Genomic DNA, 18,011 nt, shown 5'->3' with positions numbered 1-18,011 from the left:
GCCGCATCCGGCAAATCCCCAGCCCGGACAGCTTCCGGGCTTTACGCATATCTGGAAGGCAAAATGTTTGGTAACTTAGGACAGGCAAAAAAATATCTCGGCCAGGCGGCGAAGATGTTGATTGGCATTCCAGACTACGACAACTACGTCGAGCATATGAAGACCAACCATCCCGACAAGCCGTACATGAGCTATGAAGAATTCTTCCGCGAACGCCAGAACGCGCGCTACGGCGGCGATGGTAAAGGCGGTATGCGCTGTTGTTAATGGAGAGAGCATGAACCCGATTGCAGTCACCCTACTCACCGGTTTTTTAGGCGCGGGCAAAACCACCCTGCTACGCCATATTCTTAACGAACAGCACGGCTATAAGATTGCCGTAATTGAAAACGAATTTGGCGAAGTCTCCGTCGATGATCAACTGATTGGCGACCGCGCCACGCAGATCAAAACGCTGACCAACGGCTGCATCTGCTGTTCCCGCTCCAACGAACTGGAAGATGCGCTGCTCGACCTACTGGATAATCTCGACAAGGGCAATATTCAGTTCGATCGTCTGGTGATTGAATGCACCGGCATGGCCGATCCCGGCCCGATTATTCAGACCTTTTTCTCCCATGAGATTTTATGCCAGCGTTACCTGCTGGACGGCGTGATTGCGCTGGTAGATGCGGTACATGCCGATGAGCAGATGAACCAGTTCACTATCGCCCAGTCACAGGTTGGCTACGCCGACCGTATTCTGCTGACCAAAACCGACGTCGCTGGCGAAGCAGAAAAACTGCGTGAACGCCTGGCGCGCATCAACGCCCGTGCACCGGTCTACACCGTCACTCACGGCGACATCGACCTGGGTCTGCTGTTCAACACCAACGGTTTTATGCTGGAAGAGAACGTTGTCAGCACCAAACCGCGTTTCCACTTTATCGCGGATAAACAAAACGATATTTCGTCGATTGTGGTGGAACTGGATTACCCGGTAGATATCAGCGAAGTTTCCCGGGTGATGGAAAACCTGCTGCTGGAGTCGGCGGATAAACTGCTGCGTTACAAAGGGATGCTGTGGATTGACGGCGAACCTAACCGCCTGCTGTTCCAGGGCGTCCAGCGCCTCTACAGCGCCGACTGGGATCGCCCGTGGGGCGATGAAAAACCGCATAGCACGATGGTGTTTATTGGGATCCAGTTGCCGGAGGAAGAGATAAGGGCAGCGTTTGCGGGGTTGAGGAAGTAAGTTGGGATGATGGCCGCCACTTGGCGGCCTGAATTATTTTTTGTTCTGATCGCGCAGCATCGCTTCACGTAAAATTGCATTCAGGCGGGTTTGATAGCCTTTACCTGGCCGCTTCAGCCATTCCATCACATCAGCATCAATACGCACCGAAGCCTGGGTTTTCAATGGCCGATAAAACTTACCCCGTTCGGCGTTTGACCATTGCTCATCGCTGGAAGGAGGGATATCACTGTAATCAATATCCTCGTCGGATTTATTCGCCAGAGCCTTCAGTTCGGCCTCATGCTGCACATCGAGTGTAGAGGGTGTCCCTCGTTTATGTTTAACCATGCTCATAGCGACTCCTCTCTTTACGATCTGCTTTTCGTGCACTAATGATTCGAATAATTTCATTTCCGCTTTCGAAACGGATGATATGCGCAACCAGAATAACTACGATGCCGTGTACCAGGCCGATAGTCTGCCAGCGATACTCACCGTTTCCTACGCGATCTTGCTGTGACAAATGTTGTGGATCATCAAACACTAACACCGCATCTTCAAAGCGGATGCCATGTTTCACCCGATTACTTTTGGCCTTGTTTGCATCCCATTCAAACTCCATTGGCATAATTGCCATCCCTAATTGTATATACAAAAATGTATCTACAATTGTTCTGTAATTATAGCGTTGATGTTGGAAATAGCATCACGTTTTGGATAATCAACCATGAAATTGACAATGTGTGAGTTGGACTTGATTCATCCAATAGAATTTCTCGCCTGACGTGGCACACTAAGCACCTCGCTGTCGTTAAGGGATTACCGTGAAAAACTACAAAGTTATTACTCCGCTTTTTCCTACCTATGCGCAAGTTAAGGCTATGATGAAAGCCGTATCAGGCTATTCTCTGAAAGCGGTGCGCAATATGATTACCGCCATTCACGAGCAAACCGGTACGCCGCAAAAACCCGTTGACTGGTCAGAACCCGACCTGTGGATCAGCGAACGCTTAACGGGTGAAGATGCCGACATCGCCCGTCGTATTTGGGATACTGATAATCATATTCTGAACCCGCGCCACAGCTACGGCTGCTACTTATTCCTCAACTATCCTCAGTTTGAGCTGATGGAAAGCACGCCAGATGATACCTGGCAGCCCACCTCGCGCGGGGAAAAATTCCTGCAAGATGACGAAAAAACGCTGCGTTCACTGGACGATCAGGAAGGCATTCTGCAACTGCTTGAGCTGCTGGCTGGCCGCGAAATGTCGCGCCGCGCCGATTTATTGCCGGAATGGCAGGCCTTTTTGCATCAGCATTCGAAATTCGCTTCCGCCAGTTCGGTAAAAAGCACGCTCTACTCCCGTCTCTATAACCTTATCGACCGTGACATGGTTAACCGTGAAGGCATGAGCTATCGCATTACCGACACCGGGCGCGCCTGGCTTGGAAAAGCGTTGCCAGCACGAAAAAGTGATCCCCGTAAAGAGCTGCTGGAAGCAGTGAAACGCTACAACGAGCAGCAAAAAGAGCTGTTGCGCGAACAAATCAGCACGATGAACCCGTACAAGTTTGAGCAACTGGTCGGCCAATTACTGGAGGCAATGGGCTACGAACAGGTCGAAGTGACCAAAGCCTCAGGCGATAAAGGTGTGGACGTGATTGGTCAGGTGCAGGTCGGCATCACCACCATTACCGAAGTGGTGCAGGTCAAAAGAATGCAGAACACTATCACTCGCCCGTATATCGACCAGTTGCGCGGGGCGTTGCCTTACCACAAAGCCATTCGCGGTACGCTCATCACCACCGGGAAATTTGCGGCAAAATGTGCAGAAGCGGCGCTCTTTCCGGGGGCAGCGCCCATTACGCTTATCGATGGCGATCGCTTACTGGAACTGTTAATCGAAAATAACGTCGGCATTCGCCGCAGCAATGCAGTGGAATTGCTGGATGTAGATTTGCAGTTGTTTGATGAGCTGGAGATGGATTAAAGGGCGAAATCTGCCGCCTCTACCATTACAATAGCGACCCAATTTATCTGAACAGAGTTCATCATGGCCAAAGCACCAACTAAAAAAGCCAAAGCAAAAAAAGGCTTTGAAGAAACATTATGGGATACCGCAAACCAGCTTCGCGGTAGCGTTGAATCCTCCGAATACAAGCACGTGGTGTTAAGCCTCGTGTTCCTGAAATTCATCAGCGATAAGTTTGAAGCACGCCGCAAAAAAATGATTGCCGATGGGCAAGCAGACTTCCTTGAGATGGAAGTGTTCTACCAGCAGGACAACATTTTCTACCTGCCGGAAGAGGCGCGCTGGTCGTTTATCAAACAAAATGCCAAACAGGACGATATTGCGGTTCGTATTGATACCGCCCTCTCGACCATTGAGAAACGTAACCCAACCCTGAAAGGCGCGCTGCCAGACAACTACTTCAGCCGTCAGAATCTGGAAACCAAAAAGCTGGCGTCACTGATTGATACCATCGACAACATCGAAACGCTGGCACACGAAACTGACGTTGAAACGTTATCGAAAGAAGACCTGGTCGGACGCGTTTACGAATACTTTCTCGGTAAGTTTGCCGCAACCGAAGGCAAAGGCGGTGGTGAGTTCTACACGCCCAAATGTGTGGTTACGCTGTTAACTGAAATGCTCGAACCCTTCCAGGGCAAAATTTATGACCCGTGCTGCGGCTCGGCGGGGATGTTCGTGCAGTCGGTGAAATTTGTCGAGAGCCACCAGGGTAAAAGCCGTGATATCGCGCTGTATGGTCAGGAACTGACAGCCACGACGTATAAACTGGCAAAAATGAACCTCGCTATTCGCGGTCTTTCAGCAAACCTTGGCGAACGCCCGGCAAACACTTTCTTTAACGACCAGCACCCGGATCTGAAAGCCGACTACATTCTGGCGAACCCGCCGTTCAACCTGAAAGACTGGCGTAATGAAGCCGAATTAACCGAAGATCCACGTTTTGCCGGTTATCGTATGCCGCCAACCGGTAACGCCAACTACGGCTGGATTTTGCATATGCTCTCCAAGCTGTCGGCTAACGGTACAGCAGGTTTTGTGCTGGCAAACGGTTCGATGAGTTCTAACACCAGCGGTGAAGGCGAGATCCGTGCACAGATGATCGAAAATGATCTGATCGACTGCATGATCGCTCTGCCAGGTCAGTTGTTTTACACCACGCAGATCCCGGTGTGTTTATGGTTTATGACCAAATCGAAGGCTGCCGATCCGGCCAAAGGTTATCGTGATCGTCAGGGCGAGACGCTGTTTATTGATGCGCGTAACCTCGGCACTATGATTAGCCGCACAACTAAAGAGTTAACGACGGAAGATATTGCCACCATCGCCGATACCTACCATGCCTGGCGCAGTACGCCGGAAGAACTGGCTGCACGGATTGCGCGTGGTGACAGCAAGCTGGAAAAATATGAAGACCTGGCTGGCTTCTGCAAAGTTGCGACCCTGCAAGATATTAAAGATAACGACTACGTTCTGACACCGGGCCGCTATGTGGGTGCAGCCGAGCAGGAAGAAGACGGCGTAGCATTCGAGACAAAAATGCGGGAGTTGTCGAAGACGTTGTTTGAGCAGATGAAGCAGGCGGAAGAACTGGATCGTGCGATTCGCCAGAATCTGGAGGCGCTGGGTTATGAAAATATCTGAACTTGTAGAATTCAACCCTAAAAGGCCCCTCAAAAAAGGGGAGGTAGCATCTTTTATTGAAATGTCTTCTGTTCCAGAAAATGGACGGGATATAAATAAGGTTGATTCTAAAATTTACACTGGAAGTGGTTCTAAATTTAGAAACAGAGATATATTATTTGCTCGAATCACGCCTTGTTTAGAAAATGGAAAGACATGCCTTGTTTCAGGTCTAAGTGATAATGAAATTGCTTTTGGATCTACTGAATTTATTGTAATGGCTGCCAAAAATGAGTCAAGAGACACCAATTACTTATATTATTTAACTCGTCTTCCAGAGTTTAGACTTTACGCTCAATCTCAAATGACCGGCAGTTCTGGTCGTCAGCGTGTTTCATGGCAATCGCTATCAAATTTCGAATATGATTTTCCATCTTCTAATGTCAGATATGAGGCTGGTGAATTCCTTAAGAAACTCGATGACAAAATTGAAATCAATATAAAAATTAATAAAACGCTGGAACAAATGTCCAAAACCCTTTTCAAATCCTGGTTTGTGGATTTTGATCCGGTGATTGATAACGCTCTGGATGCAGGGAACCCTATCCCAGAACCTCTGCAATCTCGCGTCGAATTGCGTCAAAAAGTACGTAATAGTGCAGATTTTAAACCGCTTCCGGCTGAAATCCGCTCGCTTTTCCCAAATGAATTTGAAGAAACGGAGCTGGGTTGGGTGCCGAAAGGATGGAGTATTGTTAGAACTGAAGATGTTGCATTAAAAATAGGAATGGGACCATTTGGTTCCAATATTAAAGTATCCACATTTGTTAATGCTGGTGTACCCATTATAAGCGGTCAACATCTGAAAGCCCCCCTTCTTATCGATGGGGATAATAATTTCATTACTCCAGAGCATGCTGAAAAGCTCAAGAACTCTGCCGTATATAGAAAAGACATAATTTTTACACATGCAGGTAATATTGGCCAAGTTTCTTTAATTCCTGAAGATTCTGAATATGACAGATATATAATTTCCCAACGTCAATTTTTCTTACGCGTAAATGAATCAAAATCATCCCCGTACTATTTGATTCATTATTTTAGGTCAGAAAAAGGACAACATGCTCTGCTTTCTAACGCCTCTCAGGTTGGTGTTCCTTCAATTGCTCGGCCTTCAACACATTTGAAAAATATATCATTCCTAAATCCCCCAATGGTTTTGCTTAAAGAGTTTGAGAAATTTAGCACCCCTTTATTCCATCGCTTTAGTAAAAATAGAAAATGTGGAGTCTCACTAACCAACCTCCGCGACACCCTGCTCCCGAAACTTATCTCCGGCGAGCTATCCATGGAAGATCTTCCGGATCTCACCACCGATACAGAAGCTGCATAACGCATTTTGTCCCTGTAAAATCAGGGGCTTTCTGGTAAGGTTTTCTACTGATACGGGAATGCTTACCAGAAATTAGCCAGGGTTGGAGCGCGATATGAGTCTCTCTTTCAGTGAAGCAAAATTAGAACAAGCGATCATTGAACTGCTACAGGATCAGGGATATCAACACCTGATCGGCGATAATGTCCCACGTTCGAGCCTCGAGCAGGTCATTATCGAAGACGATCTCCGTCATTATTTAGCGGCGCGCTACCAGCCTGATGGCATTACTGAAGAAGAGATTCAGCGACTGATCAAACAGTTCACCACGCTTCCGGCCTCCGATCTTTATGAAAGCAACAAAACATTTTGTCGCTGGCTGGCAAATGGTTTTCTGTTCAAACGCGACGATCGGCAACAAAAAGATCTCTATATTGAATTGCTCGACACCCGGCATCTACCTGCCGCACTGCGCCAGATATTTGACGCCGAAGATGTCCCGTTGCAACAGGCAGCGGAACTCCCGCCCTCCTATCTTAATCCGCCACTTAACCGGATTAAGATTGTTAACCAGCTTAAAATCTCCGGCAAAGATAATCAGACTCGTATTCCTGACGGCATTCTCTATATCAATGGTCTGCCACTGGTCGTCTTTGAATTTAAAAGTGCGGTGCGCGAGCAGGAAGCCAGTATTGGCGATGCCTGGAAGCAGCTATGTAAACGCTATCGCCGGGATATTCCGCAACTGTTTATCTACAACGCGCTCTGCATTATTAGCGATGGCGTAAATAACCGGATGGGCAACCTGTTTGCACCCTATGAATACTTTTACTCATGGCGCAAAGTCACCGGTAATGAAAACCGTGAACAGGACGGAATTCCGTCATTGCACTCAATGATTCAGGGGCTGTTTCATCCGGTACGTCTGCTGGATGTGATTAAAAACTTTATCTGCTTCCCGGATAAAGCCAAGCACGAAGTTAAAATTTGCTGCCGTTATCCGCAGTACTATGCCGCCCGCAAACTCTATTACAGCATCAAGCAAGCGCGTAAACCTTTCGGTAACGGTAAAGGTGGCACCTACTTTGGTGCAACGGGCTGTGGCAAAAGTTACACCATGCAATTTTTAACGCGTCTTTTGATGAAGAGCGTGGAGTTTGCCAGTCCAACCATTGTTTTGATCACCGACCGCACCGATCTGGACGATCAGCTTTCTGCGCAAATGTGCAACGCCAAAAATTACATTGGCGACGACACTATCGTTCCCGTTACTAGCCGTGAAGATCTGCGTAATCAACTGGCGGGACGCAATAGTGGCGGTGTATTCCTGACGACGATCCATAAATTCACCGAAGACACCGAACTTCTTTCTGAACGCAGCAATATCATTTGCATCTCGGACGAAGCACATCGCAGCCAGGTTAACCTCGACCAGAAAGTCATCGTCGATAAAGAAAGCGGAAAAGTGCGCAAAACTTATGGCTTTGCGAAATACCTGCACGATTCACTGCCAAACGCCACCTATGTTGGCTTTACCGGCACACCGATTGACGCGACGCTCGATGTCTTCGGTGAGGTGATCGACAGTTACACCATGACCGAATCCGTTCAGGATGAAATCACTGTACGCATCGTGTACGAAGGCCGTGCGGCGAAAGTGATCCTGGACTCCAGCAAACTGGAAGAAGTCGAAAAGTATTACGAAGAGTGCGCAAACGCAGGCACCAATGAGTGGCAAATCGACGAAAGCAAAAAAGCCACCGCAACCATGAATGCGGTTCTGGGTGATGAAGACAGGTTAAAAGCCCTCGCGGAAGATTTTGCGAAACATTATGAAAAACGCGTAGCCGAAGGTTCCACCGTAAAAGGCAAAGCCATGTTTGTTTGTGCCAACCGTGAAATTGCCTGGGATTTCTACCGTCAGCTTAAAGCTATTCGCCCTGCCTGGTTTGAAGTGAAGCAAGCACCTGATGGCGTCGTCCTGACGGAACAGGAGCAGAAAGAGTTACCGCCTTCTGAAATGGTGAAGATGGTCATGACGCGCGGTAAAGATGACGACGAGGCGATTTATGATTTACTGGGCACAAAAGAATATCGTAAAGAGCTGGATAAGCAGTTCAAAAACGCTAAATCGAATTTCAAAATTGCCATTGTTGTTGATATGTGGCTGACCGGTTTCGACGTCCCGGAACTGGATACTATCTATATTGATAAACCCTTACAAAAACATAACCTTATCCAGACCATTTCTCGCGTTAACCGTAAACTGGAAGGCAAAAGTAAAGGGTTAGTGGTGGACTACATCGGAATTAAGAGTCAGATGAACCAGGCACTGGCAATGTATTCCCGCATTGATGCCACCAACTTTGAAGATATTCAGCAATCGGTTATAGAAGTTAAAAACCATCTCGATTTGTTGGGGCAAGTCTTTTACGAATTTGACAGCCGGGATTATTTTAGTGGTGAACCACAAGCGCAATTATCCTGCCTCAACCGCGCAGCAGAATTTGTTCTGCGCACCCAGAAAGTTGAACGTCGTTTTATGGGACTGGTTAAACGCATGAAAGCCGCCTACGACGTCTGCTGTGGCAGCGAAGCACTATCACAGACAGAACGTGACTATATTCACTATTATCTTGCTGTTCGTTCAATTGTTTTCAAGCTGACGAAAGGTGACGCACCGGATGTCACCCAGATGAATGCACGCGTTCGTGAAATGATTGCAGAAGCGTTAAAAGCTGATGGCGTAGAAGAAATTTATTTTCTTGGCGACAAAAAAGCGGAATCTATCGATATTTTTGACGAAGATTATCTGGCACGAATTAACAAGATCAAACTTCCGGCAACGAAGATCCAGTTATTGCAAAAATTACTGGAGAAAGCGATCAGCGACTTCAAAAAAGTGAACCAGTTGCAAGGGATTAACTTCACCCGCCGCTTCCAGGCGATTATAGATCGTTATAATGAGCGACGAGAAGATGATGTACTCAACGGTGAAGAATTTGATACATTCAGCCAAGAAATGACCGATATTATCTATGATATTAAAACCGAAATGGGCACCTGGGCCGATTTAGGTATTGATATTGAAGAAAAAGCGTTTTACGACATTCTTGCCCATATGCGCGATAAATATCAGTTCACCTATGACGATGAAAAAATGCTGTCGCTGGCAAAAGAGATGAAAAGCGTGGTTGACAACACATCGAAATATCCTGACTGGAGTAAACGCGATGATATTAAAGCGAAACTAAAAGTTGAACTTATTCTGCTTCTACACAAGCATAAATTCCCGCCAGTAGCGAATGATGATGTTTATATGGGTGTGCTGGCACAGGCAGAGAATTTTAAAGAACATCATATGAGTGCTTTAAATTAATTATGAAGGCCGGATACACTTTGTTATCCGGCCATTCTGAATTAACGTTAGATTGAGCAAGGGCTGTATCGTCACGGGGAGAAATTACCGTCGGTGCGCAGCTTAAGTCAGGAGCACGGCGTCAGCATCAGTACCGTGCAGCAGGCGTATCAGACGCTAGAGACGATGAAGCTCATCACTCCGCAGCCACGTTCGGGCTATTTTGTTGCGCAACATAAAACCCAGCCACCAGCAGCTTTAATGTACCGTCCACGCAAATGGCGGCAGCAACGTTTGTGCTGGAAGGTCACTATCATCGCCATATCCGGCGGATGCGGCAGAACTATCAGCGCAATATGGCGCTTTATACCTGCTGGATATGGGAATATTTTCCCTGCGAAATCTGTATTACACGTCCGAAAGGCGGATTTTTACTGTGGATAGAACTGCCTGAACAGGTCGATATGGTCTGCGTCGCGCGGCAACTGTGCCGCATGAAAATCCAGGTAGCGGCAGGCTCGATTTTCTCAGTTTCCGGCAAATACCGTAATTGTCTGCGCATCAACTGCGCTTTACCGCTCAGCGAAACTTATCGCGAAGCGCTGAAGCACATTGGCGAGGCCGTGTATCGGGCAATGGAATAAATACGAAATAGTAGCGAAGCGCTGGAATTTCCTCTCACGAATCGCCTGTAACTCGTTTTATCTCTGCTGGGTCATCGCCACGTTCCAACCTGACTTAGGCAAAGTGCACTTTGTTCATGCCGGATGCGACGTGAATGCCTTATTCAGCCTACAAATATCGTAAATTCAATAGATTGCAGATAAAATGTAAGTCTGATAAGCGTAGCGCATCAGGCAGTTTTTCGTATGCCATCAGTCTCTGATTAGTACTCGATCCATGGATCGCGCTTGCTTTCAGGCAAGGGCTGCTCTAATGCCTGCATTTGATCTGCCGAAAGTCCGGTGATTTTTTGTATCCATTCAGGATCTGCCCCATTCTGCAACAACAATCGGAGGAGGCGCTGTTCCCCTTCTTCTTTCCCTTTCTCCCTCCCCAACAGCCATCCATCATGATGAATTCGCTCTGCAATCGTCATTATTCGCTCCCTTTGTTGTGGCATTCGACGGGTAAGTTCGCTGATAAACTTCTTAAAACGCGCTTCATCACCAGTCAGTAAAATGTAATTTAACAGCGCAGTTATCTGGTTGTCATTAGCACACTCTGTAACCAGTAATACTACCAGTTGATCGATAAGCCCCATCAGATCGCGCTGGCGAATATGCTTTTGGATCAACTCCAACAGGGCGACTCTGCGATGCTGCACGATCTCGTCGTCCGGCACCACGGTGACATCCACCAGCGGGAACGCGGCGGAATAAAGTTTCCGTGCGGTAGCCGGGTCGGCAAATTCATCCAGCCAGCACAAAGACCAGGGATAAGGACTACGGCTACCGTGATAAAACAGCATAGGGATGACCAGCGGTAGCGGTTGGCGTTTATCATGCTCTATATGGCGCTGCATCACCGCCATGGAATATCGCATCAGACGAAAGGCCATATGAATATCCTCGCGGCTCTGATGTTCAATCACCACATAGATATAGCCATCACCTTCGCGGGTCTTTACCGACCACAGAATATCGGAGTGTAGCGCCCGCAATTTTTCATCGACAAAGCGGGCTGATTCCAGTTTTAAGGTGTCGAGATCGCACAGTTCACGTAAATCTTTGGGTAAGTGGATCTCCATAAAATCCCGCGCGGTGTCAGGGTGGGTGAGAAAGGATTTAAATAATGCGTCATGCGGCGTGCTGGTCGTGAAGTTTGTCATGGCGAGCCATCACCTATAAAAGAGATGGCCTGACTTTAGCGATTAATAAACCGACTCTCACCCGGTAATTTCCCATTCCCCGAGGCGCTTTCCAGGCTATTTTGGTTCTCCTGCAAGCGATACATTTTTCTGGAAGGCATCTCGATTTTTGCGTGAATCTACCGCCAGGCTCTATCCTTACGATATGAATAAAATCATTGAACTCCGACGCGCCAAAATGCTGGCGCTCTCTTTGCTGCTCGTCGCCGCTGCGACCTTTGTTGTTACGCTTTTTCTACCCGCCAATTTTTGGGTGAGTGGTGTTAAGGCTATCGCAGAGGCGGCAATGGTCGGCGCGCTGGCAGACTGGTTTGCGGTGGTGGCGTTGTTTCGCCGCGTGCCGATTCCGATTATTTCTCGCCATACGGCGATTATTCCGCGAAATAAAGACCGGATTGGCGAAAACCTCGGCCAGTTCGTGCAGGAAAAATTTCTTGATACCCAATCGCTGGTCGCGCTGATTCGTCGTCATGAACCGGCATTATTGATTGGCAACTGGTTTAGCCAGCCGGAAAACGCCCGCCGTGTCGGTCAGCATCTGTTGCAGATCATGAGTGGTTTTCTCGAACTGACCGATGATGCACGTATTCAGCGTCTGCTTAAGCGCGCGGTGCATCGGGCGATTGATAAAGTGGATCTTTCCGGCACCAGTGCATTGATGCTGGAGAGCATGACCAAAAACGATCGTCATCAGGTGCTGCTCGATACGCTGATCGCACAGTTGATTGCCCTGCTCCAGCGTGATAAATCGCGCAAGTTTATCGCCCAGCAGATTGTCCGCTGGCTGGAGAGTGAACACCCGCTAAAAGCCAAAATTTTGCCTACCGAATGGCTGGGTGAACATAGCGCAGAGTTGGTTTCTGACGCCGTGAATTCTTTGCTTGATGATATCAGCCGCGATCGCGCTCATCAGATCCGCCATGCGTTTGATCGCGCCACCTTTGCGTTGATCGATAAGCTAAAAAACGATCCCGAAATGGCGGCGCGCGCCGACAATATCAAAGCGTATCTGAAAGAAGATGAAGCCTTTAACCGCTATCTCAGTGAATTGTGGGGGGATTTACGGCAGTGGCTGAAAGCGGATATCAACAGCGAAGACTCTCGCGTGAAGGAGCGTATCGCGCGGGCAGGTCAGTGGTTTGGCGAGACGTTAATTGCCGATGACGCCTTGCGGGCGTCGTTAAATGGTCATCTCGAACAGGCCGCGCACCGCGTCGCGCCTGAGTTTTCGGCATTCCTGACGCGACACATTACTGACACGGTAAAAAGCTGGGATGCGCGCGATATGTCACGGCAAATCGAGTTAAACATCGGCAAAGATCTCCAGTTTATCCGCGTTAACGGCACGCTGGTTGGGGGTTGTATCGGGTTGATACTGTATCTTTTATCGCAAATCCCGACCTTGTTATCCATCGGCAATTTTTAGAGATCAATGAAAATACGCTAAGAGGCTAACCGCGAGAGAGATCAAATAAACCACACTAAAAACATGGTAATAATGTGGCCTCTTTTCATCATCTCCCGTGTTACGGGGAAGGAAAATCATGTCACTTGTCACCGATCTACCCGCCATTTTCGATCAGTTCTCCGAAGCTCGCCAAAAAGGCTTTCTCACCGTCATGGATCTCAAAGAGCGCGGCATTCCGCTGGTTGGCACCTACTGCACGTTTATGCCGCAGGAGATCCCAATGTCCGCCGGGGCGGTTGTTGTCTCGCTCTGTTCCACCTCTGATGAAACCATTGAAGAAGCGGAGAAAGATCTGCCGCGCAACCTCTGTCCGCTGATTAAAAGTAGCTACGGCTTCGGCAAAACTGATAAATGCCCTTACTTTTACTTTTCTGATCTGGTGGTCGGTGAAACTACCTGCGACGGCAAAAAGAAAATGTACGAGTACATGGCGGAGTTTAAACCCGTGCATGTGATGCAACTGCCGAACAGTGTGCAGGACGAGGCTTCGCGCGCGTTGTGGAAAGCTGAAATGCTGCGCTTGCAAAAGGTAGTGGAAGAACGTTTCGGGCAAGAGATCACAGAAGACGCGTTGCGCGATGCCATTACACTGAAAAATCGCGAACGCCGTGCACTGGCGAACTTCTATCATCTGGGGCAGTTAAATCCCCCGGCGCTTAGCGGCAGCGACATTCTGAAAGTCGTTTACGGCGCAACCTTCCGTTTCGATAAAGACGCATTGATCAATGAACTGGATACAATGACCGCCCGCGTTCGTCAGCAATGGGAAGAAGGTCAGCGGCTGGAGCCGCGTCCACGCATTTTAATTACCGGCTGCCCAATTGGCGGCGCAGCAGAGAAAGTGGTGCGCGCGATTGAAGAGAACGGCGGCTGGGTGGTCGGTTATGAAAACTGCACGGGGGCAAAAGCGACTGAGCAATGTGTGGCGGAAACGGGCGATGTCTATGATGCGCTGGCCGACAAGTATCTGGCGATTGGCTGCTCCTGTGTTTCTCCGAATGATCAACGTCTGAAAATGCTCAGCCAGATGGTGGAGGAGTATCAGGTCGATGGCGTGGTAGACGTGATTTTGCAGGCGTGCCATACCTACGCGATGGAATCGTTGGCGATTAAACGTCACGTGCGCCAGCAGCACAACATTCCTTATATCGCCATTGAAACGGACTACTCCACTTCGGATATCGGGCAGCTCAGTACCCGCGTCGCGGCCTTTATTGAGATGCTGTAAGAGGTGGCTGTGAGGTATTCGATAGGCATTGATTCCGGTTCTACCGCCACCAAAGGGATCTTACTGGCAGACGGCGTAATTATGCGCCGTTTCCTCGTTCCAACGCCATTTCGCCCGGCAATAGCAATTACAGAAGCCTGGGAAACTCTGCGCGAAGGGTTAGAGACAACGCCGTTTCTGACGCTCACCGGTTACGGGCGGCAACTGGTGGATTTTGCCGATAAACAGGTGACGGAAATCTCCTGCCACGGGCTGGGAGCGCGGTTTCTTGCGCCAGCAACGCGCGCGGTGATCGACATCGGCGGCCAGGACAGCAAAGTAATTCAACTTGATGGTGACGGTAATCTGTGTGACTTCCTGATGAATGACAAATGTGCGGCAGGAACCGGACGTTTTCTGGAAGTGATTTCGCGTACGCTGGGCACCAGCATCGAGGAACTCGACTGTATTACCGAAAATGTGCCACCGCACGCCATCAGCAGTATGTGTACGGTGTTTGCCGAATCAGAAGTGATCAGTCTGCGTTCTGCCGGGGTAGCGCCGGAAGCGATTCTCGCCGGAGTGATTAACGCTATGGCGCGCCGCAGCGCCAATTTCATTGCTCGTCTCTCCTGTGAAGCGCCGATTCTGTTTACTGGCGGTGTCAGCCATTGCCAGGTCTTTTCCCGGATGCTGGAAACTCACCTGGGAATGCCAGTACATACCCATCCTGATGCACAATTCGCTGGCGCAATTGGCGCAGCAGTGATTGGTCAGCGGCAGAGAAAACGGGCATGACGGAATTCTTATTTTTATTTCATTCAACGGTCGGCGTCGTGCAAACGCGCAAGGCGCTGCAAGCAGCGGGCATGGCTTTTCGCGTCTCGGATATTCCCCGTGAGTTACGTGGAGGCTGTGGGCTATGCATCTGGTTGAGGTGTCCTGCTGGTGAGGAAACACAATGGGTTATCCCAGGTCAAACAGAGTCAATTTATTATCAGCAGGATGGGAGCTGGCTGTGTATTGCAGATTACGATTCAACTCCGCGTTAAGGATTCATTAAGATCGCTACGTATACTTCTCGATATCTTATTGATTTTCCTTAAAGGGAATGCCATGACAAAAAGTTTTTCGTTACATAAACGCATCACGGGTATTGCTATTCTTTTTGCCATCGTAGTCGTGAGTTTTTTCTTTGTGCAATCTTGCGCCCGTAAAAGCAATCATGCGACATCATTTCAGAATTACCACGCCACCATTGACGGCAAAGAAATTGAAGGTGTAACGAATAATATCTCCTCGCTGACCTGGTCGGCACAGAGCAATACCCTGTTTAGCACTATCAACAAGCCCGCGGCAATTGTTGAAATGACCACCAATGGCGACTTGATCCGCACTATTCCTCTGGATTTTGTGAAAGATCTCGAGACGATCGAATACATTGGCGATAATCAGTTTGTCATTAGCGATGAGCGCGATTATGCCATTTATGTCATTTCTCTTAATGAAAACTCAGAGGTGAAAATCCTCAAAAAAATAAAAATCCCGCTGCAGGAAACGCCGACCAATAGTGGTTTTGAAGGACTGGCTTATTCTCGCCAGGACCACACTTTTTGGTTTTTTAAAGAGAAAAACCCGATTGAGATCTATAAAGTTACCGGACTATTACGTAGTGACGAGTTGCACATTAGCAAGGATAAATCATTACAACGGCAATTTACTTTAGACGACGTGTCTGGCACGGAATTTAACCCACAAAAAAATACACTTCTGGTGCTGTCTCATGAGTCTCGCGCACTCCAGGAAGTCACCCAAACAGGCGAGGTCATCGGTGAGATGTCGCTTACCAAAGGTAGCCGGGGTTTGTCACATAACATCAAACAGGCCGAAGGGATAGCGATGGACGCCACTGGCAATATCTATATCGTTGGCGAACCCAATCTTTTTTATCGCTTTACCCCTACATCATCACATTAACAGGCTGGCATGTTTTCCTTTTTTGTTATTAACTTGTTAACAACAAAAAAATACAAATAAGGTAAAACATGTCCCCTTCATTGCATCCCGTAGAACGCTTCTCTTTCAGCACCGCGTTTTTTGGGATGCTGGTTCTGGCCTTAGGGATGGGGTTAGGCCGCTTTCTGTATACGCCAATGCTACCTGTCATGCTGGCGGAAGGAACGTTTTCATTTAGCGAACTGTCGTGGATTGCCAGCGGCAACTACGCAGGGTATCTGGCAGGCAGCATGCTGTTTTCATTCGGCGCGTTTCATCTGCCGTCGCGTCTGCGCCCGTTTTTATTGGCTTGCGCCCTGGCAACCGGATTATTGATCCTCGCGATGGCATGGTTGCCGACTTTTGTTCTGGTGTTGTTGATTCGCTTTCTGGCGGGCGTCGCCAGCGCCGGAATGCTGATATTCGGCTCGACGCTGATTATGCAACATACCCGCCATCCCTTTGTACTTGCGGCGCTGTTTTCTGGCGTTGGCGTCGGTATCGCGCTGGGCAATGAATATGTGCTGGCGGGACTGCATTTTACCCTCTCCTCGCAAACATTGTGGCAAGGAGCCGGAGCGCTTTCTGCCATTATATTGATTGTTCTGGCACTATTGATCCCGTCGAAAAAACACCTCATCGCGCCTGCGCCGTTGGCAAAAAACGATCAACAGATGATGAGTTGGTGGTTGCTGGCGATTCTGTATGGTCTGGCAGGTTTTGGTTATATCATCGTCGCCACTTACCTGCCGCTGATGGCGAAAGATGCAGGCTCGCCATTGTTAACCGCCCATCTCTGGACGCTGGTTGGCTTGTCGATTGTCCCGGGTTGCTTTAGCTGGCTGTGGGCGGCAAAACGCTGGGGAGCGTTACCTTGCCTGACAGCGAACTTACTGGTGCAGGCGATCTGCGTACTGTTAACCCTCGCCAGCAGTTCGCCTTTATTACTCATCATCAGTAGTATTGGGTTTGGCGGCACCTTTATGGGCACCACCTCGCTGGTGATGACCATCGCCCGCCAGCTTAGTGTGCCGGGAAACCTCAACCTGTTAGGCTTTGTGACGCTTATTTACGGCATTGGGCAAATTCTTGGCCCGGCGCTGACCAGTTTGCTCGGCAACGGAACATCGGCTCTCGCCAGTGCCACTCTCTGTGGCGCAGCGGCGTTGTTTATTGCGGCGCTGATCTGCACAGTGCAATTGTTTAAGCTGCAAGTGGTGACTTCATAAGGGCTGTTTCCCTTGCCAGTCAAGAAACTCAACCGCAACAGTTGATGTCAGCCAGACCCCGTTTTCCGCTTGCCAGAAAGGTATTCCTCGTTTCGCCATTTCCTGTGCTTTGACGGTTAAGATAACCGGCGTTCCGTGTCTTTCTCCTACTTTGCGAGCTGTCGCTTCATCAGCAGAGAGATGCACATAGTGACGCTCCCCTGCAATTAATCCCTGACTTTTTATCGCCTCAAGGAAACGACTTGCCGTACCGTGGTAGAGAAATTGTGGCGGTGTTTTTTCGGTGAAGGCAATAGCGACCTGCGAAGTCGAATGCCCCTGAACAGCACGAATACACCTACCATCACTGGAATAACTAAAGCGCTTCTTATCACTGGTGGCGACCACGGAATCCAGTAATGCACGCGTTAACCGTTTGCCCGCTTTTTGTGCACAGAGTATGAGCTTATCGATATTCGCCCACCCTTCACGATCCAGCACGATGCCAATCGCCTCTGGTTTATGTCGGAGGACAAAACTTAAAAACTTACTCGTATCCGCCAGATCTTTTTCACTGTACTTTGCCATTTTGCATTCATCCTTGTATTTTCTGCCTTTACTTACTCATCGTTATTGTCACTGTGTTTATGAATTTTCTGCA

16 protein-coding genes and 2 pseudogenes are annotated in these 18,011 nt (G+C 48.7%); 14 read left to right on the top strand and 4 right to left on the bottom strand.

The window, feature by feature from the left end:
* The first annotated feature begins 63 nt into the window (after positions 1 to 63).
* Together A31E_RS01550 and yjiA are read left to right on the top strand one after the other, a co-directional pair.
* Positions 64 to 267, top strand: coding sequence for a YbdD/YjiX family protein (locus tag A31E_RS01550; protein WP_000467859.1), 204 nt, complete (start codon positions 64 to 66; stop codon positions 265 to 267).
* A 10-nt stretch (positions 268 to 277) separates the two neighbouring features.
* Positions 278 to 1,234, top strand: a complete 957-nt coding sequence (gene yjiA / locus A31E_RS01555; protein ID WP_001297640.1) for a GTPase — start codon at positions 278 to 280, stop codon at positions 1,232 to 1,234.
* A gap of 33 nt (positions 1,235 to 1,267) precedes the next feature.
* Here yjiA and A31E_RS01560 read toward each other — a convergent pair whose 3' ends face one another.
* A complete protein-coding gene (locus A31E_RS01560; protein WP_000063150.1) occupies positions 1,268 to 1,570 on the bottom strand; it encodes a BrnA antitoxin family protein in 303 nt (100 codons plus the stop codon).
* Positions 1,557 to 1,844 carry a BrnT family toxin gene (locus A31E_RS01565; RefSeq protein ID WP_016249550.1) on the bottom strand — a complete coding sequence of 96 codons (288 nt, stop codon included), beginning with the start codon at positions 1,842 to 1,844 and terminating at the stop codon, positions 1,557 to 1,559. The genes A31E_RS01560 and A31E_RS01565 overlap by 14 nt, the downstream gene beginning before the upstream one ends.
* 196 nt (positions 1,845 to 2,040) lie before the next feature.
* On the opposite strand from A31E_RS01565, the gene A31E_RS01570 reads away from it, so the two are divergent.
* The 6 genes and pseudogenes from A31E_RS01570 to A31E_RS26510 all read left to right on the top strand — a co-directional run.
* The gene (locus tag A31E_RS01570) at positions 2,041 to 3,207 is read left to right on the top strand and encodes a restriction endonuclease (RefSeq protein WP_016249549.1); all 1,167 of its coding nucleotides are present in this window, start codon (positions 2,041 to 2,043) and stop codon (positions 3,205 to 3,207) included.
* A 63-nt stretch (positions 3,208 to 3,270) separates the two neighbouring features.
* The gene (locus A31E_RS01575; protein WP_016249548.1) at positions 3,271 to 4,893 is read left to right on the top strand and encodes a type I restriction-modification system subunit M; all 1,623 of its coding nucleotides are present in this window, start codon (positions 3,271 to 3,273) and stop codon (positions 4,891 to 4,893) included.
* Positions 4,880 to 6,265 (top strand): restriction endonuclease subunit S, encoded by a 1,386-nt coding sequence (locus A31E_RS01580; protein ID WP_016249547.1) that lies wholly within the window; start codon positions 4,880 to 4,882, stop codon positions 6,263 to 6,265. The genes A31E_RS01575 and A31E_RS01580 overlap by 14 nt, the downstream gene beginning before the upstream one ends.
* Before the next feature lie 94 nt (positions 6,266 to 6,359).
* On the top strand, positions 6,360 to 9,623 hold the full coding sequence (locus A31E_RS01585; protein WP_016249546.1) for a type I restriction endonuclease subunit R: 3,264 nt from the start codon (positions 6,360 to 6,362) through the stop codon (positions 9,621 to 9,623).
* A 93-nt stretch (positions 9,624 to 9,716) separates the two neighbouring features.
* Positions 9,717 to 9,770: pseudogene (locus A31E_RS26820) on the top strand (GntR family transcriptional regulator); the annotation flags it as partial.
* A 77-nt stretch (positions 9,771 to 9,847) separates the two neighbouring features.
* Positions 9,848 to 10,246: pseudogene (locus A31E_RS26510) on the top strand (aminotransferase class I/II-fold pyridoxal phosphate-dependent enzyme); the annotation flags it as partial.
* Positions 10,247 to 10,488: 242 nt separating this feature from the next.
* Here the strand turns inward: A31E_RS26510 and A31E_RS01595 are convergent.
* Positions 10,489 to 11,433, bottom strand: coding sequence for an Rpn family recombination-promoting nuclease/putative transposase (locus A31E_RS01595; protein WP_016249545.1), 945 nt, complete (start codon positions 11,431 to 11,433; stop codon positions 10,489 to 10,491).
* 184 nt (positions 11,434 to 11,617) lie between these two features.
* On the opposite strand from A31E_RS01595, the gene A31E_RS01600 reads away from it, so the two are divergent.
* The 6 genes from A31E_RS01600 to A31E_RS01625 all read left to right on the top strand — a co-directional run bounded on the left by A31E_RS01600 (position 11,618) and on the right by A31E_RS01625 (position 17,371).
* A complete protein-coding gene (locus tag A31E_RS01600) occupies positions 11,618 to 12,898 on the top strand; it encodes a DUF445 domain-containing protein (RefSeq protein ID WP_010378299.1) in 1,281 nt (426 codons plus the stop codon).
* A gap of 118 nt (positions 12,899 to 13,016) precedes the next feature.
* The gene (locus A31E_RS01605; protein ID WP_016249544.1) at positions 13,017 to 14,168 is read left to right on the top strand and encodes a double-cubane-cluster-containing anaerobic reductase; all 1,152 of its coding nucleotides are present in this window, start codon (positions 13,017 to 13,019) and stop codon (positions 14,166 to 14,168) included.
* 9 nt (positions 14,169 to 14,177) lie between these two features.
* Entirely contained in the window at positions 14,178 to 14,945 is a 768-nt protein-coding gene (gene yjiL / locus A31E_RS01610) for a putative 2-hydroxyacyl-CoA dehydratase activator YjiL (protein ID WP_001517686.1), read from the top strand.
* Positions 14,942 to 15,199: a putative Se/S carrier protein gene (locus tag A31E_RS01615; protein ID WP_001517685.1), complete on the top strand. Its 258-nt coding sequence runs from the start codon at positions 14,942 to 14,944 to the stop codon at positions 15,197 to 15,199. Before yjiL ends, A31E_RS01615 begins: the two co-directional genes overlap by 4 nt.
* A 64-nt stretch (positions 15,200 to 15,263) precedes the next feature.
* On the top strand, positions 15,264 to 16,124 hold the full coding sequence (locus tag A31E_RS01620; RefSeq protein WP_016249543.1) for an SdiA-regulated domain-containing protein: 861 nt from the start codon (positions 15,264 to 15,266) through the stop codon (positions 16,122 to 16,124).
* Between the two features lie 68 nt (positions 16,125 to 16,192).
* Positions 16,193 to 17,371: an MFS transporter gene (locus A31E_RS01625; protein ID WP_016249542.1), complete on the top strand. Its 1,179-nt coding sequence runs from the start codon at positions 16,193 to 16,195 to the stop codon at positions 17,369 to 17,371.
* On the opposite strand, the gene kptA is transcribed toward A31E_RS01625, so the two are convergent.
* A complete protein-coding gene (kptA, locus tag A31E_RS01630; protein ID WP_016249541.1) occupies positions 17,366 to 17,938 on the bottom strand; it encodes an RNA 2'-phosphotransferase in 573 nt (190 codons plus the stop codon). The genes A31E_RS01625 and kptA overlap by 6 nt on opposite strands.
* Positions 17,939 to 18,011 lie beyond the last annotated feature (73 nt).

Origin of the sequence: Escherichia sp. KTE159, from assembly GCF_000408805.1 — a bacterium.
GTDB lineage: Bacteria > Pseudomonadota > Gammaproteobacteria > Enterobacterales > Enterobacteriaceae > Escherichia > Escherichia marmotae.
This window is presented reverse-complemented; position numbering and strand designations above follow the sequence as displayed.